The organism is Luteibacter sp. NPDC104163 (assembly GCF_055584245.1).
This window is the reverse complement of record NZ_JBVJMK010000016.1, coordinates 88,504-107,179: the sequence shown is the minus strand read 5'-3', so window position 1 is coordinate 107,179 and position 18,676 is coordinate 88,504. Positions and strand designations below refer to the sequence as shown.

8 protein-coding genes are annotated in these 18,676 nt (G+C 64.6%); 4 read left to right on the top strand and 4 right to left on the bottom strand.

Annotated features, from left to right (window positions below; translation table 11 throughout):
• Positions 1-507 precede the first annotated feature (507 nt).
• Positions 508-7,563, top strand: a complete 7,056-nt coding sequence (locus ACZ6YI_RS17265) for a beta-1,3-glucanase family protein (protein ID WP_465779739.1) — start codon at positions 508-510, stop codon at positions 7,561-7,563.
• A gap of 154 nt (positions 7,564-7,717) precedes the next feature.
• Here the strand turns inward: ACZ6YI_RS17265 and ACZ6YI_RS17260 are convergent, their stop codons facing one another.
• Together ACZ6YI_RS17260 and ACZ6YI_RS17255 are read right to left on the bottom strand one after the other, a co-directional pair.
• Positions 7,718-8,635 carry an MBL fold metallo-hydrolase gene (locus ACZ6YI_RS17260; RefSeq protein ID WP_465779738.1) on the bottom strand — a complete coding sequence of 306 codons (918 nt, stop codon included), beginning with the start codon at positions 8,633-8,635 and terminating at the stop codon, positions 7,718-7,720.
• A 281-nt stretch (positions 8,636-8,916) separates the two neighbouring features.
• On the bottom strand, positions 8,917-9,219 hold the full coding sequence (locus ACZ6YI_RS17255) for a hypothetical protein (RefSeq protein WP_465779737.1): 303 nt from the start codon (positions 9,217-9,219) through the stop codon (positions 8,917-8,919).
• A gap of 200 nt (positions 9,220-9,419) precedes the next feature.
• Between ACZ6YI_RS17255 and ACZ6YI_RS17250 the strand changes: the two genes are divergently transcribed.
• Positions 9,420-10,070: a glutathione S-transferase family protein gene (locus ACZ6YI_RS17250; RefSeq protein WP_465779736.1), complete on the top strand. Its 651-nt coding sequence runs from the start codon at positions 9,420-9,422 to the stop codon at positions 10,068-10,070.
• A gap of 1,020 nt (positions 10,071-11,090) precedes the next feature.
• Here the strand turns inward: ACZ6YI_RS17250 and ACZ6YI_RS17245 are convergent.
• Complete coding sequence (locus tag ACZ6YI_RS17245; RefSeq protein WP_465779735.1) at positions 11,091-12,143, bottom strand: class I SAM-dependent methyltransferase; 1,053 nt, start codon at positions 12,141-12,143, stop codon at positions 11,091-11,093.
• A gap of 289 nt (positions 12,144-12,432) precedes the next feature.
• Between ACZ6YI_RS17245 and ACZ6YI_RS17240 the strand changes: the two genes are divergently transcribed.
• Positions 12,433-14,655, top strand: coding sequence for a hypothetical protein (locus ACZ6YI_RS17240; RefSeq protein WP_465779734.1), 2,223 nt, complete (start codon positions 12,433-12,435; stop codon positions 14,653-14,655).
• Between the two features lie 85 nt (positions 14,656-14,740).
• Here the strand turns inward: ACZ6YI_RS17240 and ACZ6YI_RS17235 are convergent, their stop codons facing one another.
• Positions 14,741-15,373, bottom strand: coding sequence for a response regulator (locus ACZ6YI_RS17235; protein ID WP_440328276.1), 633 nt, complete (start codon positions 15,371-15,373; stop codon positions 14,741-14,743).
• A 169-nt stretch (positions 15,374-15,542) separates the two neighbouring features.
• On the opposite strand from ACZ6YI_RS17235, the gene ACZ6YI_RS17230 reads away from it, so the two are divergent.
• Positions 15,543-18,563 carry a sensor histidine kinase gene (locus tag ACZ6YI_RS17230; RefSeq protein ID WP_465779733.1) on the top strand — a complete coding sequence of 1,007 codons (3,021 nt, stop codon included), beginning with the start codon at positions 15,543-15,545 and terminating at the stop codon, positions 18,561-18,563.
• The last annotated feature ends 113 nt before the right edge of the window (positions 18,564-18,676 follow it).

Here is an 18,676-nt window from a genome sequence, read left to right as displayed (position 1 = left end):
CAGCTACGCCCACTACCGTCTCACCCTCGATGGCAACGGCCCCGCCGCCGTCGCCGAGCTGGAGCTCCTGGCGAAATAAGCGTGTGGGAGCGCGCTTGCGCGCGATGGGTCTTGCGGCAAACCCCATCGCGCGCAAGCGCGCTCCCACATGGCTTTTGTGGTCTTGGACAAAACCGGCGTTCGAAGGCCAAGCGGGACGTGCGTCACGGAACGCGTGCGTATGGTGCGAAAAGCCCCCCTTAGAGTCAGCTTTAGTATTGTGGGTGTCATTGCTGCGGCGCGATGATCCGCCCGCAGTTGGCGTATGGACGGCCAAATCCCCTTCAGCCACAAAGCCTTGGCGCGTGGCGGGAATTTGACTTCCCCCTGAGTACGAGACGATGAACCACGGCTGGCGCATGCGCCGGCCGGTGCCGTCGTGCGTGCGCGGAACGCCGCTGTCAACGGGCCAACCCACAGGGGATTTCCTCCATGACAATGCACCCCGCAGCACCCCGGGGGCACGCGATGCGAACACGGTTATCCGCCGTGCTCGCGCTGCTGTGCCTTGGTGCGACGGTGACGGCACACGCCGTGACCCTCGCGCCTTCCGATCGCGTGGATGTGAACCTCGGCGCGCAGCCGTGGAAATACATCAAGCAGTACCAGAACCAGAATGGCCACGCGCAGGTACCCAATGGTGACGACGGCGCGGCCGTCGGCTTCGATGATTCGAAGTGGGAAACCGTCGGCATCCCGCATGCCGCGAACGACTTCACCACCTTCCTTAACCAGGAATCCGGTGGTGGCCAGGGCAGCCTGGATGGCGAAACCAGCTGGTACCGCACCACGCTGAAGGACAGCGCAAGCTACCGCGGCCGCAAGGTCATGGTGGAGTTCGAAGGCGCGCACACCGGCGACCGCGTGTACATCAACGGCCGCTTCATCCCCGGCACCGGCGCACTGAACCAGGCCGGCCAGGTCGATGCGAACGCGACCCACGTCATCGGCTTCCTCCCGCATATCGTCGACCTGACGCCGTACCTCAGGTACGACGGCACCGACGTGATCGCGGTGAAGGTGAGCCGCAGCGGTGGTGGTTTCTTCCAGGATCCGGGTTTCTCCGGCTCCTTCCGTTTCGGCCAGGCGGAAGCCGGCCTGTTCCGCCCGGTGAAGCTGCACGTCACCAACCTCGTGCACATCCCGGAGAACGTCTACGCCGGCCAGAACACCTGGGGTACGTACGTCGGCACGGAATCGCTCACGGATGACCACAAGAGCGCCGTGGTCCGCGTGCAGACCAACGTGGTCAACGACCGCGACGTGCCGGTGACCGTCACCCTGACCACGCAGATCGTCGACGCCACCGGCAAGGTCGTCGCATCGGACCAGCAGCAGAAGCAGCTGGCGCCGCACGTCGCCCCGAGCGACGCGACCCCGATCTTCGATGAAAAGCTGACGGTGAACGGCCCGACGCTGTGGTATCCGAACAACAGCATTTACGGCAAGCCGTACATGTACAAGGTGCTGCACACGGTCAGCATCGATGGCACCGTGGTCGACGCGAAGCAGAGCCCGCTCGGCATCCGCATGATCACGTGGGACAAGGATTTCCCGTACATCAACGGCAAGAAGCAGTACACGTGGGGCGCTTCGGGTCGCTACGACTACCCGGCGCTCGGTTCGTCCGTGCCCGAAGAACAGCAGTGGCGTGACCTGCAGCAGCTGGCCGCGGCTGGCGGCAACCTGTGGCGTCCTGGCCATTCGCCGTCGAGCCCGGAGTTCGTCGAGGCCGCGGACGCGCTGGGCGTGTTCATCGTGCAGCCCAGCGGCGATGGCGAGAATGGTTTCTCGAACCGTTGCGCGGCGGGCGACGATGCCTGCGTCAACATGTGGAACATCAAGCGCGAACTGCATCGCGACCTGGTGATCCGCGACCGTAACCATCCGTCGATCCTCGCGTGGGAATCCGACAACGGCAAGATGGATACGAACTTCGCCGTCGAGCTGCGCAACATGGCCCGTCACTGGGACAGCATCGCGCCGCGCGCCGCCGCCGACCGTTCGCCGGACCCGGCCAACGGCGACATCCTGAGCTGCAGCAAGGCAGGGTGCGAGGAAGGCGTACACAAGCAGTTCCCGAACAAGCCCGCATGGGGCGCGGAATACTGGGGTATCGGCTCGGCGCGCCACGCGTTCGACTACGAGCTCTCGTACGCGCTGAACTACCTCGTGCCGTATTCGAAGGGCCGCAAGGCGGGTACCTTCGGCATGGCCCAGTGGTATTTCGCCGATACGCCGGGTGAAACGATCGAGTTCGACGAGGGCTACGAGGACGCGACGCACTGGAGCTGGAGCCAGGACGGCAAGACCAAGCAGTTCCAGCACAACGTGCGTTCGATCGGCAGCTCCATGGTCGACCAGAACCGCTTCCCGCGGATGATGTATTACATCTACCAGTCAGTGTGGACGCCGTTCGAGGTCAAGCCGGTCGTCAAGCTGGCGCACCACTGGAACCGCGCGAACGAGACCGGTTCGATCCAGGTCAACGCGTTCAGCAACTGCCCGGCCGTCCGCCTGCTCGTCAATGGCGTGCCGCAGGGCAGCGACCAGAAGCCGAACAACTGGGATGCGATCGACCAGGCCAGCTACGACGTCGAGAACTCGGGCACTGACCCGGAGACCGGCCGCATCAAGGGTTCGGCCCAGGCGCAGAAGACCACCGGTCTCCCGGGCCAGGTCCACTGGAACCTGCCGTGGCAGTCGGGTACCGCGACCGCGCAGTGCATCGACGCACTCGGTGCAGTGGTGGACGATACGAACGGCGCACCGGTGCAGGATTCGCTGACGACGGCCGGCAAGGCCGATCACATCGAACTGAGCATGGTGCCGGAGCTGGTGAAGCCGGACGGCACGGCGTTCGCAGTCACCGCCAACGGTTCGGATGCCGCCTTCGTGGTAGCCCGCGTCGTCGACAAGGATGGCAACACCGTGCCGGTGGGTTCGGACGTCAACGTGAACTTCGAAGTCACGGGTGGCGCCTCGCTGGTCACCTACCAGGGTGGCACGCAGCAGCTGGTCGACTGGGCCGGTGGCCACACCATGAACGGTGATGGCACGGAAGAGCCGATCCATGGCTACCACGCACCGGGCGACCACGAACTGAAGTTCGAGGGTGGCCTGCAGAAGATCGCGCTGCGCACGAAGTTCGACACGGGTACCGTGACCGTCACCGCGACGGCCGCCGGCCTGCTGCCGGGCAGCGCATCGTTCAACATCGTGGCGGTGCCCAGGGTCTCGCAGGGTGCGTCCGGTCCGCCGGCCATCATCGCGAACCCGGTCGAGGACGACGTGACCCAGGGCTTCCCGGGCCACTTCTCGGTGACCGCCACGGGCGAAGCCCCGCTGACCTTCACCTGGAAGAAGAACGGCCAGGAGATCCCCGGCGCGAACGCGGCGACGTACACGACGGCCGCCTCGGCCGCGACGGACGACGGCGCCTCGTACACCGTGGTGGTGCACAACGCGAAGGGCGACCAGGAATCCACCCCGGCCATCCTCCGCGTGTTCAAGGCGCAGAACGTCGTCATCAGCCAGCAGCCGCAGGCGGCGAACGTGGACGTGGGCCAGCAGGCGCACTTCGTGGTCGTGGCCACCGGTTCGCCGAAGGTGACCTACCAGTGGATGCGTGGCAACGCCGAGATCCCCGGCGCCAACAACCCGACCTACGACACGCCGGTGCTCACCGCCGCCGATGGCAATGTCGACTACACGGTCGTGGTGTCCAACCCGCTGGGTGACACGCCCTCGACCGCGGCCCACCTGACCGTGAACGCCGCGCGCCAGCCGGTCATCACCGGCCAGCCGGGCAACGTGCGCGCGAACCCGGGCCAGGCGGCTCAGTTCAGCGTGTCCGTCGCGGGCTCCTCGCCGTTCCACTACAAGTGGACGCACGATGGCCAGCCGGTGGGTGATGACAGCGCCACGCTCAATGTGCCGAACGTCAGCCTCAGCGATGTCGGCAACTACGTGGTCGTGGTCACCAACATCCTTGGCGATACCGCTGCTGCGACGAGCAACCCCGCCGCACTGACCCTGGCGCCGCCGGGTGCCAACCTGGCCCGGCAGAAGGTGACCTACGCCAGTGGCGTGGAGAACGTGCAGGGCACGCCGGCCGCCGGTGCGGTCGATGGTGACGAGAAGGGCACCCGCTGGGCGTCCGAGCAGAAGAACGATGCCGCCTGGTTCACGGTCGACCTGGGTGCCGTGCGCTCGTTCAACCGCGTCGTCATCAAGTGGGAGAACGCCCACGCCGCGCAGTACAAGATCCAGTACTCGAACGACAAGGACACGGGCTACAAGGATTGGCACGAGAACGACACCAGCCTTGGCGGCACCGAAGACATGACGGATACGCGTGTCTCGGCCCGCTACGTCCGCATGCAGGGCATCAAGCGCGCCACCGACTACGGTTACTCGTTCTACGAGTTCGAGGTCTATGACTCGCCCACGTGCTGTCAGGATGGCGACCGCTACACCGTGCAGGATACGAACCATGTCGTGGACCACTTCAGTGGCCTGACCTGGGAACGTGCCCAGCGCGGCCTGGCCGACCAGGGTGCGCAGTACAAGCAGTCCAACGCCATCGCGGATTGCGCGAAGGTGAGCGCGCGCCTGCCGACGATCGACGAAGCGCTGGCCGTCGCTGGCCAGAACCTCTCCACGAATGCCTTCCCGCAGGCGTGGACGATCTGGACTTCGACGAACGACCCGGATGACCAGACGTACGCCTACCAGGTCGCGTCGGATGGTTCGACCTTCCGCCTCGTCGCGGAGAACAACCCCTCGCACGCGCTGTGCGTCTCCGGCCCCACGGCCGTGGCACCGTCGATCTCGGCGGATCCTGTCGCACAGAAGGCTGGCGTGGGCCGCTCGGCACACCTGACCGTGACCGCCACCGGTGACGGCCCGATGGCCTACAACTGGTACCGCCACCTGCCGCAGGGCGATGGCACGTTCACGGATGAGTTCGCCGCATCGTCGACCGATGGCACGTATGCCACCCCCGCGCTCGCCGCGGCGGACAATGGCACGCAGTACAAGGTTCGCGTGGTCAGCGCCAAGGGCCTCACGACCGAAAGCCACCTGGCCGCGATCACGGTCGATAACTCGACCGATGGTTTCGACCCGCCGGCATGGCAGCAGGGCACGGCGACGCAGCCGGGCAACGGCGGCGACGATCCGGGTCAGCCGGACAATCCGGACGGCCCGGGTACGCCGGGTGATGGCCAGGGCGGCGTGAACGTCGCCACGGGCGCCACCGCGACCTCCAGCGGCAACGAAAACGATGGTTACCTCGGCCCGAAGGGCGCGACGGATGGTGACTTCACCACCCGTTGGGGTTCGGACTTCAAGCCCACCGCGTGGATCCGCCTGGATCTCGGTGCGCCGAAGACCTTTGACCACGTGATCCTGCGTTGGGAGCGCGCGCACTCGACGTCGTACATCGTCGAAGTGTCGAACGACGGCACGAACTTCACGTCGGTCACCCCGCAGCCGGTCGCCGGCAAGGGTGGCGTGGAGCGCGTCGACTTCGCGGCGGTCACGGCACAGTACGTGCGCATGACCAGCTCGGCGAAGAACACCGACTACGGTGTGTCGCTGTACGAGTTTGAAGTCTACGCGGCCGCCGCGCCGACCTTCCTCGGCCAGCCGCAGGCGCAGTCCGTGACCGCGGGCCAGCCGGTGACCTTCGCGGTCAGCGTCAAGGCCAACGGCAATGTCGGCTACCAGTGGCGTCGCAACGGTGCGGCCGTGTCGGGTGCGAACCAGGCCAGCTACACCTTCACCGCCTCGCTCGCCAACGCGGGCAGCTACGACGTGGTGGCGACGGATGCCGCCGGTCACAGCACCACCAGCCAGCCGGCCACGCTCGCCGTGACCCAGCCGGCCCAGCAGGTGCCGCCGCCGGTGTCGTCCGACACCAACCTGGCGCTCCACCAGCCGGCGCTCGCGTCGTCCTCGGAGAACCCGGTGGCGTTCAAGGCCGCCAATGTGACCGACGGTGACGAAGGCTCGCGCTGGTCGTCGGAGTTCTTCAACGACGAGTGGGTGCAGGTCGACCTGGGCGCCGTGAAGACGGTGAACAAGGTGATCCTGAAGTGGGAAAACGCACACGCCGTGAACTACCAGATCGAGGTGTCGCTCGACGGGCAGTCGTGGCAGGTGGCGGACGCGAAGATCGGCAGCAACGGTGGCGTGGAAACGCTGGCGTTCACGCCGGTGTCGGCCCGCTACGTGCGCATGCAGGGCCAGACCCGCAACACGCAGTACGGTTACTCGCTGTGGGAAATGGAAGTGTATGGCGCGGCGGATGGCAGCGATCCGGGCCAGCCGCAGCAGCCGGGCAACAATGATCCGTCGGAAGGTTTCGATTACGACACCTACCCGGGCTACATCGGTACCCAGCTGCGCAACGCCACCAACGGCAAGTGGCGCGACGACCAGGTCTACGTCGCCGTCATCGGCCGTGATCCGACCACCCAGGTGTTCTCGTGGGTGAAGCCGGATGGCACGCTCACCGCCGCGAAGGAAGAAGACAACGACGGTGCGGGCCACCTGACCAAGAATGGCCAGAACTATCCGAACTACTTCTTCACCCTGGCCCAGGCCAAGCTGATGAAGCTGCCGAAGATGGATTCGGGCCGGATCTTCGTGTCCGTCGGCGAGCCGATGTACATCAAGATCCTGAAGGCGGCCGATGGCACGATCGGTTTTGCGGGCCCCAACCCGCTGAACGCGACCGACCCGAACATCGGTGTGTACTACGACTGGTATGAGTTCACCTGGAACAACGACGCCCTGTTCATCAACACCACGCAGGTCGATCAGTTCTCCATCCCGCTTTCGCTGGATGTGTATGGCGGCAACAAGACGCGCCATGTGAACTCGGGTATCACGCAGACCCGCGCCGAGATCTTCGCGGCGTACAACCAGGAAGTGCCGGCCGAGTTCCAGCTGGCCAGCGCCGACCCGATCCGCATCCTCGCCCCGGGCAAGGATCAGTTCGATGCCGGCAAGCCGCAGGAGCATTACTTCGACGCGTACATCGACAGCAGCTGGACGTACTACCAGAGCCATGTGCTGCAGATGACCATCGGTGCCAAGCAGTTCGAAGGCAGCGTGGTGAACGGTGCGCTGGTGTTCCGCCATGTGAACTGGGCGGATACCCACGAGCCGGACGAAGCCGAAGGCATGCTGTTCACGGTGCAGAAGCCGACCACGCAGGATGTGCTGGAAGGCAAGGGCGCCCTGGCGCGCTCCAACGACCCGTGGGGCGTGGAAGGCCAGCTCGAAGCGCAGATCTGCGCGGCGTTCAACCGGCACGTCATGGAAGATACGGGTGAGTGGAAGGATCCGGGTTCGTTCTACCTGCAGTCGCCGGCGAACTACTATTCGCGCTTCTGGCACCTGCACGGCGTGAACGGCAAGGCCTACGGCTTCGCGTACGACGATGTCTCCGACCAGAGCTCCAGCCTCATCGAGCCGCAGCCGGAACACCTCGAACTCGGGATCGGCTGGTAACCCGTAGCAACACGTAAAAAGAAAGGGCGGTGAGGGAAACCTCACCGCCCTTTCTATTTCCGGATCGTTGTGGGAGCGGGGGGGGGGGGGGGGGGGGGGGGGGGGGGGGGCCCCCCACCCCCCCCCCCCCCCCCCCCCGCTCCCACAGGATGACTTAGAAATCCCAGATCACCGGCACCCAGCGGTACTTACCGCCTTCCTTCGCCACATGCCCGACCGACGGGAACGGCAGGTGGGTTGCCACCAGCATCGAACGCGCCTCGGCGATGTCTTCCAGCAGGCGCACACGCACGCGCGCTGCTTCAGCGGGGTCGTGCTCGAAGCCGTTCTGCCATTCCGGGTGATCGAACGCGACCGGGAACAGCGCATCACCTGCGAAGGTCAGGCGATCGCCACCCGAGGTGACGTCGACCACGCAGTGACCCGGCGTGTGGCCGCCGGTGTGGCGCGCGACGACGCCCGGCGCCACTTCGTACGTTTCGTGGAACGGCTGGATACGATCACGGTACGCCGCTGCAAACTGCTTCGCGGTTTCACGCAGCACCGGCGGCACGGCTTCCGGCATCACCGTCTGGGTGAAGTCCGGCGACTCCCAGAACGCAAGTTCCGCTGCTGCAACGTGAATGCGGACATCCGGACGCAGGCGCTCCTTCACGCCATCGACCAGCAGGCCGCCAACGTGATCCATGTGCATGTGGGTGATGACGATGTCGGTGATCGAAGAGAGTTCGATACCGGCGGAGGCAAGACGCTGCGGCACCTGGCCAGCGCGCGGGAAACCCGGGAACTGACCGCCGAGTCCGGCATCGATCAGGATCGTCTGCTCGCCGCTGCGGGCGACCATGACGTTGAGCGGCCAGTCGTACTTATCAGGCGGCATGTACATGTGGCCAAGCCAGTCGGAAAGATCGGCGGGACGCGCGTTGTGCGCCATCGTCACCGTGGGCAACGGCAGCACGCCGTCGCTGATGACGAGGACATCGATATCACCGACCTTCACGGCATAACGCGATGGAACAAGCTCATCGGTCGTGTGCGTGGCTTTGTGTGGTGCATGGGCTACAGCAGACATGTTGGATTCTCCATGGCGACGATGCGCGGTTACGGTACGCATGCATCGTAGGCCGCGGAGAAACGCGCCAGTAGATCCGTGAGGTGCCGCACGGTGTTGCCTCGCATGCACCAAAGCGAGCGCGCGTTGCACGCGCCCGCCTCGACTTGCACGCAATCACTGTAGGAGCCCACCCTGTGGGCGATATCTTGTGGGAGTGAGCTTGCGAACGATGCTCTTCCGCACCCCCGTCGCTCGCAAGCTCACTCCCACAGAAAAACGGGTGGACCCTACAACATCGGTTAACCCGAACGAGCCATCTGCTCCCAGCGCAGCTGCTGGTACACGGAGCTCATCCGCGCCGAGCCTTCCTGGATCATCATCACCACGGCTTCAACCGCCATGGCGGCGTCCTGCGTATCCACCTCGCCTTCCTCCGCGCCATGCAGGTGATCAGCAATCACCTGCGCAGTGCTGCACGAGTGCTGCAGCCACTCGAGCGCCAGGTTGAACTGGTCGGTCGTGGTGAGATCTTCGGGATCCACCACGTCGCCCGGAAGGTACATCTTCACCCGCACCGGTGCGGGCTCACGGTTGTGCGTCATCACTTCACTCCTTCTCCTGGGGTCGTCGCCACGCCCTCCAACGCCACGCGTAGGCAACGAGGTCAAAGTAACAAAGCACGTCCCGACCGTATGTAGGCGCCGCCAGTGCCGTTTTCCGAATTTTGTAGGCGGAGCCCGCGAACTCGAACGAACTACCCCTACAGGTGTATGGTTCACGCACCTGGGAGGGGAGCTACGTTATGACGATTACCATCACCTGCTTCGAACACTCACCTGATGGCGGCAAGGGCCTGGCGCGCGACACGCGTGTGCGGTGGGCGCTGGAAGAAGTGGGGCAGCCGTACGCGGTGCGCGGGGTTCCGTTTCCGAAGCTGAAGGAAGCGGAGCACCTGGCCCGGCATCCGTTCGGGCAGATCCCGGTGTTCGAGGAAGACGACCTGACGCTATTCGAATCCGGCGCGATCATTTTCCACCTGGCGGATCGTTACGGCGGGTTGCTGCCGGAGGATCCCAACGCGCGAAGCCGGGCGATCATGTGGCTGTTCGCCGCGCTGAACTCCGTCGAGCCTTCCATCCTCGACCTGCAGAACGCGAAGTTCGCGGAGGGTGACAAGCCCTGGGCCTCTGAACGGATGCCACTAGTGCTGGAGCGAATCAAGCAGCGGCTGAAGCAGCTCTCCGACCGACTCGGTGACAACGAGTGGCTCGATGGTGAGTTCAGCGCAGGTGACCTGATGATGGTGTCGGTGCTTTTGCGCCTGAAGCCTTCGGGCATCCTGGCCGGATTCCCGACACTCGCCGCTTATGTCGAGCGCGGCGAAGCCCGCCCCGCCTATCAGCGAGCGTTCAAGGCGCAGCAGGCCTTCAACGCGGCATCGGCGCCGGCTTAAGGCCTCGCTTCCAGCACGATGTTGAATGGTGTTTCAGCCGCCCGGCGCAGGCGGCTGAAAGCACCGTCGTCTACGAAACATCGGATTGCGCAGGCACGCTGTACGACGCTAAGATCCGCAACGGAGCCGCCGCGAGGACGCTCCTAAAGGACCCATCGGGCCGGTGAAAGATGAGTCCCGCCCCCTTCCATGAAGGGCCCTACGATGAGTGGGTATAAAGAGCCACCGGTGTGCGCGAATGAAAGGGCCTACGGGCCCTTTCTTCGTTATAAGTTTCGAAGAACGATTGACCCAAACGATTCGGCGACTGCGGCGCGCCCGCGGTCGGGCCGCCCGCACTTGATGTAAGCAGACTCCACAAGAAGATCGACAGAAGGTGCGGATGATCGTGACCTCCTGACACGGAAGTACGCTGTATAGAACCCGCCTTTGTCGACGCGCTCCGCGACTACGAAGTGGTTACCGTGGACGGTGCGAAAACAGCGGCTCTTAGGAAGCTCCTTGATGTAGACGGGCAAGCGCTTAGACAACCGATATCGCTCCGCACAGAACGAGCGGGGGTCGCCCGCGTATGCGTACATCGCCGAAGGATTGAACGCCGCGCTAGTCTTGCCGTTAGAGAAGCAGTGGTGACTGAAGGCGACATTCACCGTCACGGTCAACACTGGATCTGCCGTCCTACCCGGCCCCGGAAGACGCTCAGCTATTTGATGATCGAACGAAAACGCGTCCAGATGACTCAAATCATAGACGACACCGTCAAGCTCGTGTGGTGCCCATTGGTAGCTCCGATACTTCACAGCATGCTCCACTGCCTTAGCAGTGCATTGGGCATGTTGCGTTGGCAGGCATTGAAGCGGTGACTGCCGAGTCTTTGCGTAGGGGCTCCCCACGCCACCTTGAAGGCGCAAGCCCTTAAGCTGTTTGCCCCAGGTCAAACTCAGAACTGACGTCTCATAACGGCCGATCACGCAGCGCCGACCCCACAGGTGCACGGCTCAACGCGGCATCGGCGCCCGCTTAAGGCCGCGCTTCCAGCACGATGTTGAACGGTGTTTCAGCCGCCCGACGCAGGCGGCTGAAACCACCCTCCTCCACGATCACCTTGCGCAGGCGCGTTTCGCCAGCCTGCGCGCCGAGTGCCGGCCCGTGTTTCGCCAGCGATACGGGCACGCAGATCATCGACGAGGCCGCGTAGTAAATGCGGCCGACCGGGTTGAGGTTTTCAGCGGGGCTATTCCCGGCGAACGGCTCTACCACCATGCAGGTGCCGTCGTCTTTCAGCGCACTACGCGCATGGCGCGCCGCGCCGTTCGGGTCGGCCATGTCGTGCAGGCAATCGAAGAAGGCGATCAGGTCGAAATCCTTGCCCTGGTAACCCGCGGCATCCGCCTGTTCGAAGGTGGTGTTCGTGACGCCGGCGGCGTGTGCGCGCTTGCGTGCGATTTCGATCGAAGGCTCGTGGTAGTCGTAACCGATGAAGTGCGAGTTCGGGAAAGCCTTCGCCATGAGCACCGTGCTGGCCCCATGCCCGCAGCCGATATCGGCGACCTTGCCGCCGCGCGATAGCTTGTCGACGACGCCATCCAGGGCCGGCAGCCAGTCGCCGACGAGGTGGGAGTTGTAACCGCCACGGAAGAACCGCTCGACACCGTGGAAAAGGCAGGGGTGGTGCTCGCCCCACTCCATCCCATTCCCGCTGATGAAGTTCTCCCGGACCCGCGGGTAGGTATGAAACAGCGCCCTCGCGATTTCATAGGCGCCCGGCAAGTCGACCGGCCCCGCCGGATCCGCAAGGCAGGCGGCCTGCTCTTCCGTCAGATGGTATTTGCCCGTCGCCGCGTCGAATTCCACATAACCACCCGCCGCCTGGTTACCCAGCCATTCGCGCATATAGCGCTCATTGGTGCCGACGCGGTTGGCCAGCTCGGCAGGTGTCAGGGATTCCTTTGCAAGCGCCTTGTACAGGCCCAACTCGTCACCGAGCAGCACCAGCACCGCGCTGAACGCCGCACCCAGGTCGCCCACGGCCTTACCCAGGAACGCATTAAGTTTTCCTTCGTCGATGGACATGGCAGCACGCTCCGCGATCAGGGAGAACGGCAAGCCTGCCAACAGCCTCCCGGCCGGCCGTGTCGCCGGGAGGGCTTGGGGAGTGTAGGTCCGCCGGGGGTGCGGAACAATTTACGTGTTAGCTAAATGCCCGAAGCGACGCGCCTTTCCGCAGTGATCGGCCTGCTGATGACGGCATCGCCAGTCACACGAATCCTCTCAGGAAGCCGCACGATTTTTCAGAATTCTTCCATAGACACATCCGACGCCACCGCGCCGAATAGGACCCTTTCATCGGAAGGAGCTAGACATGCTACGTCACTGGATCGCGCGTCCGGCAGCGCTGATCATCTTGTGCTGGCTCGCACTGAATGCACCTTTGCTACTCGGATTCCGCGTACTCCCCGGCGACGCCGTGAACGAGTTCTACCCTATGGTCTATTTCAATGCCGAAACCCTACGCGCTGGGTCAGCGCCGTGGTGGAACCCGTACATTTTCTCGGGCTACCCGCAGGTAGCGGATCCACAAGCGATGCTCTTCGCGCCGATCATCACCCTTTGGATGCTCTTAGCCGATCATCCCGGCATGACTTGGTTCGTTTGGGCCGTTCTGCTCCACACCCTTCTGGGCGGCCTGGCCTTCGCCGCATTTCTTCGCCGCTTCCGGGTTGACGACCTCGGCGTAATCTTGGGTTCGCTGGTTTTCATGTGTGGCGGCGTCGCGGCGTCTCGACTTCAACATGTCCCGATCGTTGTCGCATACGGATTCCTCGGGCTAGCCCTACTCTGTACTGTGCGCCTTCTGGACCGACCTTCCATCTGGCGAGGGGCAGCGTTAGGAGCGGCCGCCGCCGGCATCGTTGTCCAACCGGTCCAGCTCACCTACCTTTCCTTCTGGATGTTGGCATTGCTCATTCTGGGCCTCGGCTGGAAACGATGGGGTCGATGGTCAGCACAGGAGCGCACATCGGCAGTCGGGTCGCTGCTTGTGGCCGGCATGGTGTGCATCGTGCTGGCCGGACCTCAAATCGTCCTAACGGCGGCTTTCCTGGCGATATCCAATCGTCCCGCTTTGGATATCGCTGCCGCCCATGAGATGTCCGTTGGTCCGGCTACCGTCCTCACGGTTGTGGTTCCGAATGCGCTGCAAAGCCTGCGTGGCACGTATACGGGAGCAGTCGATGCCATTGAAACGTTCCTGTATATCGGCGCCCTTCCTGCCGCCGTATTGCTCCTTGGCATTAGGCGCCTTCCGTCGATACGGCACATCTCATACCTATCGGTCTACGCGATTTCGGTGTGTTTCGTGTCCCTGCTTTTCGCGCTGGGTCGACACACGCCGTTGTACGCCATCGCGTATGGCCATCTTCCGGGCGTGAATCTCTTCAGGCGCCCTTCCGACGCGCTCTATCTTGCAAACATAGGGCTAGCAATACTCGTCGCTGTATCCTCATCAACGCTTGCCGGGTCACGCAAGCGGACGGTTCAATGTTTCGCGCTTGCTCTATGCATAGATTTAATTGCTTCGGCAACGATGTATGGCGACAACGAAGGCTGGTTCATCCCGTCGATTATGGCGCCGCTAGCTGTAGCTACAGCACTCGCATGGATGTGGCGAAGACATCGACCGCACCAGGGGGCGCTTGTGGTCGCTGCAGCAGCTTGCGTCGTCGTGGACTATCGGTCCTTCAACGTAAACGGAGAATTCAATCATTTCAGGGATACGCCCGGAAAGTATGCCGCGGAGGGAGCTGTTCGCTTTCTTACCCAGAGCACACCACCGGCAACGGTTGGGCCCCCTCCTCGCATTGAGGTGACGGGTCTTGGGGCCGTATGGAAGAACATGGGTGTCGGGTCTCACCTCCATGGCACCCAAGGATATGGGCCATTGCGGTGGAGCCTCTACGACCGATGGTATGGCGCGTATGGAGATGGGAATGGGCCCCGCCCATCTTCCGTCGCCAACCCCGCCCCGGATAGCAAGATGAACGCACTGCTCGGCGTGCGCTATGTGACGTCCGCTTCGGAAGCACCGATAATCGATTCCGGCGAGGTCGTCTTTTCCGACGACAAGGTGACAGTCGCGCGCTTACCCTCTCCACTTCCCCGGGTGGTGGCTCCCTCAAGGTCCCAGGTCTTAGAGACTGGTCGTACCGATGCAGCCATGCGCGCATTCAACCTCGCGGACCTCTCAAGCGAGGTTCTCCTGATTCCTCGCGCATCTGACGAGGTCGATCAAATCGCCGCGATGGTAGATGAATGCGTAGGCCACGCGTCGGCATACTCACTGACGTGGTCATCCAACCGGCAGGACTTCTCGACGACAAGCAGCCGCCCGGCGTGGGTGGCGATTTCAGAACTCGATTTCCCTGGCTGGGTGGCACGCATTGATGGCAAGGAAGCGAAGCATTTCCGGGCGAATGGCATGTTCCGAGCGATCTGCGTGCCTGGTGGCATGCATCGGGTCTCGTTTACTTTCGAGCCTTTACGCATGGTTCGTGCGGTTTGGGAGAGAGTCGACGCTTGGCGCTGACGTCTGCGTCGCGCTTGCGCGCGATGGTTCTTGCCGCGAGCACCCATCGCGCGCAAGCGCGCTCCCTCAAGGGTAAGGGCAGGCTCTACATATCCAGGAAGCCGCGTTGCATCGCCAGGGTTACGGCGTGGGTGCGGTCGTTGGCGCCCAGCTTCGAGAGGATGTTGCGGATGCGGGATTTGACCGTTTCTTCGGCAATGCTGAGCTCTTCGCCGATCTCGCGGTTGCTGCGGCCGTTCGCGACGAGGCGGAGGACGCTGAGTTCGCGGTGGGTGAGGAGTTCGGAGCCGGTGTGTTTCGCAAGTTCATTGCGGACCTCGGCGGCGATGACGCGCTTGCCTTCGATCGCCGAGTGCAGGGCGACAAGGATTTCGCTCGTCGTGGCGGATTTCAGCAGGTAGCCGGTGGCGCCCAGGGTGAGTGCGCGCATCACCCGCGCATCGCCGGGGTACGTGGTGAGCACGACGATCACGACATCCCTGTCCCGCTCGCGGATCGCGGCGATCGCCTCCAGTCCGTCCACGCGCGGCATCTGGATATCCATGAGGATCAGACCCGGGCGTAGCGCCTCGAACTGCTCGATCGCATCCTGCCCGTCCACCGCCTCGCCCACCACGACCATGCCCGGTTCGGCCGTGATCGCGTGGATCAGGCCCGCCCGCATGGCAGGATGGTCGTCGGCGACAAGGACGCGGATGTCGTTGGGCTGGCCGGTCATGGCGGACATCCTCCTGTGGGTCAGTGGCACATGATCGGCTGGGCCGAACAGGCGGCGCAACGTCCGAAAGGGTGATTTTCTGCAAAACGCTCGCGGCGCAGAGCATCCATACTTGCGTGTGCAAAGACCGGCTTGCACCATCGCGCCGCGCCAGGGGAACCTTGTCCACGTGTCCGTCTTCCATGTCATCCGCCCCTGGCTCCTGATCGCCCTGCTCGCGGCGGCCCCGGCCGCGTCGGCGGGAAGCCCGCGCGACGACCTGCCGACCTCGCTGGCCGGCTACTACCACACCGCCTTCCTCCGCCAGAACGGCGGCCCGGGCTCCGTGTACGACATGGCCGAAACCACGGATGGTTACCTGTGGCTGGCCACCAGCAAGGGCATCACCCGCTACGACGGCCTCAGCTTCGTGCCCTTCGTGCCCCCGGCCGGCGAGAGCTTCCCCGATGCCCAGGTCGAGCGGATGTTCGCCGACAGGCAGGGCGGCCTGTGGGTCGCCAGCTCCGGCGGCATCACCCTGGTGAAGGACGGCCACCTCACGAACTTCGGCAAGGAAGAAGGCTACTTCGGCGCCCACGGCCACATGTTCGAAGGGCCGGGTGGCGTGTGGTCGTACACCGCCGAAGCGATCATGCGGTTCGAGAACGGCGCCTGGCGGGTGGTTTACCAGCGCGATCCCGAGGCGTCGATCATCTCGGCAGCCCCCGATAGCGACGGCAACGTGTGGGTCGTCGCGACGAAGTCGGTGTTCGTACTCCCCGCGGGCAGCAGCACGCCGCGTCCGGTCAACATCGAGACGAAGGACCTGCGCCTGCGCGAGATCGTCATCGGCGCGTCGGGCCGCGTGTATTTCTCCGGCAAGACGGGCATGCGCATCTACCGCCGGCATGGCCTCGCCCTCGAGCCCATGACGGCGCTGCTCGAGACCTACGTGCTCCACGCCCACGAGCACGCCGACGGTTCGCTGTGGCTGACCAGCTCGGTGGACGCGCTGCACTACATCTCCCCGGCCGCGCTCGCGACGGCCGAAGCGAACCACAGCGTGCCGGTCGCCGAGGCGATGACCGTCGACCAGGGCCTGAGCGACAACTACACCACCTTCGCTGTCAGTGACAGCCGCGGTGATGTGTGGGTCGCCACCTCGCAGGGCATGGACCGCTTCCGCCCGGCGACCTTCACCCGCATCGCCCTGCCCAAGGGCATCCACACCGTGAGCGCGGCGGTCGACAATGCCGGCAACGCATGGGTCGGCAGCGAAACCCACGCGATGCAGTTCCTGCCGGGCGCGGGCGCACCGGTCGAGACACCGATCCCGCGCCTCACCCTGGCCACCTTCGCCGACCGCCGCGACGGCACCGCGTGGGCTGCAGGGCTGAGCGGCGTGTGGCAGCTGATTCCCGGGGCGCCGAAGGTAGTTACGACATTCGCCCCCGACGCGATGCCTGCCATGGGCGCACTGCCCTGCCTGCTCCGTGACCGGCAAGGCGCCTTCTACATCTGCCAGTCGTACACGGGGCCGAACGGGCTCGTCTACTCGCAGGGAAGTACCTGGAAGAAGGTGTTCGACCATCCCGTGGGCCCGCTCGTGCTCAGCGAAGACGCGGACGGCAACGTCTGGGTCGGCGGCCGTGAGAAGAACCGCCTCTTCCGGGTCAAGGACGGCGTTTCGGAGGCAAGCTTCGGCGCCGGCGAAGGACTGGCTGTCGGCAGCCTCCGCTCGCTCGTGCCGGTGAAGGGTGGCGTGTGGGTCGGCGGCGACGACGGCATGCAGTGGTTCGACGGGAAGCGCTTCACGACGCTGGCCTTCGCGAACTCGACGCTCGCCTCGCCCGTATGCGGCATGATCCTCGATGCGCAGGGCAACCTATGGATTCAGACCCTGGATACCGTGTTGCGCGTCACCGCGAGCGATCTCGCGAAAGCGCTGGCCGATGCCTCGTTCCGGATCCGCCCCGGCGTGTACACGGAAGAAGATGGCGTGCCCGGCGACGGCTCGCTCTCGTGGACACACCCGGGGCTGCGCCTCGGGCCGGATGGACGCATCTGGGTACAGACGGATACCGGGCTCGGCTGGGTCGATCCCGCACGACTGCGCAGCGACGCGACTGCTCCGCAGATCCATATCGACGGACTGGAAAGCATGGGCGCGGTAAAACGCGATGCCGCCGGCCAGCCGGTACTCTCGCCGGAGCAGCGCACGCTGCGCATCCGCTACACCTCGCCCGCCCTCGACCGTGCGGACATGGTGCGCTTCCGCTACCGCCTCGTCGGCCTCGACAACGCCTGGATGGACGTCGGGAGCCGCCGCGAAGCCACTTTCACCAACCTCGACCCGGGCACGTACCGCTTCGAAGTCATGGCGATCTCCGGTGCGGGCGTGACGAGCGGCGCGCCGGCCGTGCTGTCGTTCCGACGGGAAGCCGCCTTCTACGAGACGTGGTGGTTCAAGGTGCTCGGCCTGGTGCCGATCGCGCTCATCCTCTGGCTCGTGCACACCCTGCGCTCGCGCGCCCTCGCACGGCGCCTGCGCATCCGCTCCGACGAACGCGAAGCGGTGGCGCGCGATATCCACGACACGTTGCTGCAGCGCCTGAACGCCCTGACCTTCACCCTTACCCGCCTTTCCGACCACCCGTCGCTGCCCGCCGATGCACACGCGATAATCGAAGAAGCCAGCCGCGATACACGCCAGGCCATCGCCGAAGGCCGCGACCAGATTGCGTCCCTGCGCCGCGACCAGGACGCGGGCCTTGCTCTCTACGACACCCTGCTCGCCGAAGGCCGGCTGCTGCAGTCACGCCACGATGTCGCCTTCGCCATCGAAGCCAGCGGCACCTCACGCCCGTTGAAGGACGCACCCGCCGCGGAAGTGCGCGACGTGGTACGCGAAGCCATGCGCAACGCCTTCGTCCACGCCGACGCCAGCGCCGTGCGCGTGCAGGTGAACTACGCCGACGACGCCTTCTGGGTCATCGTTGCGGATGACGGCGTCGGCTTCTCCCCCGAGGAAGCAGCACAAGCGCTGCAGAGCGGCCACTTCGGCCTGAAGGGCATGCGCGAACGCATGGCCCAGCTGAAAGGCACGTTCCAGATGGAGACCGACCTCGGCGAAGGCACCGAGATCCACGTAAGCGTGCCAGCACGGCTTATCTACGCGCCCCGCAAGGGTCGAGGTGGCGATTCAACATAGAGGTAGGTACACCTTCTCTCTTGTGGGAGCGGGGGGGGGGGCGCGGGGGGGGGGGGGGGGCCCCCCAGCGGGCGCTCCCGGCCGCCCGCATAATAGACGAAACGGGGTGAGCC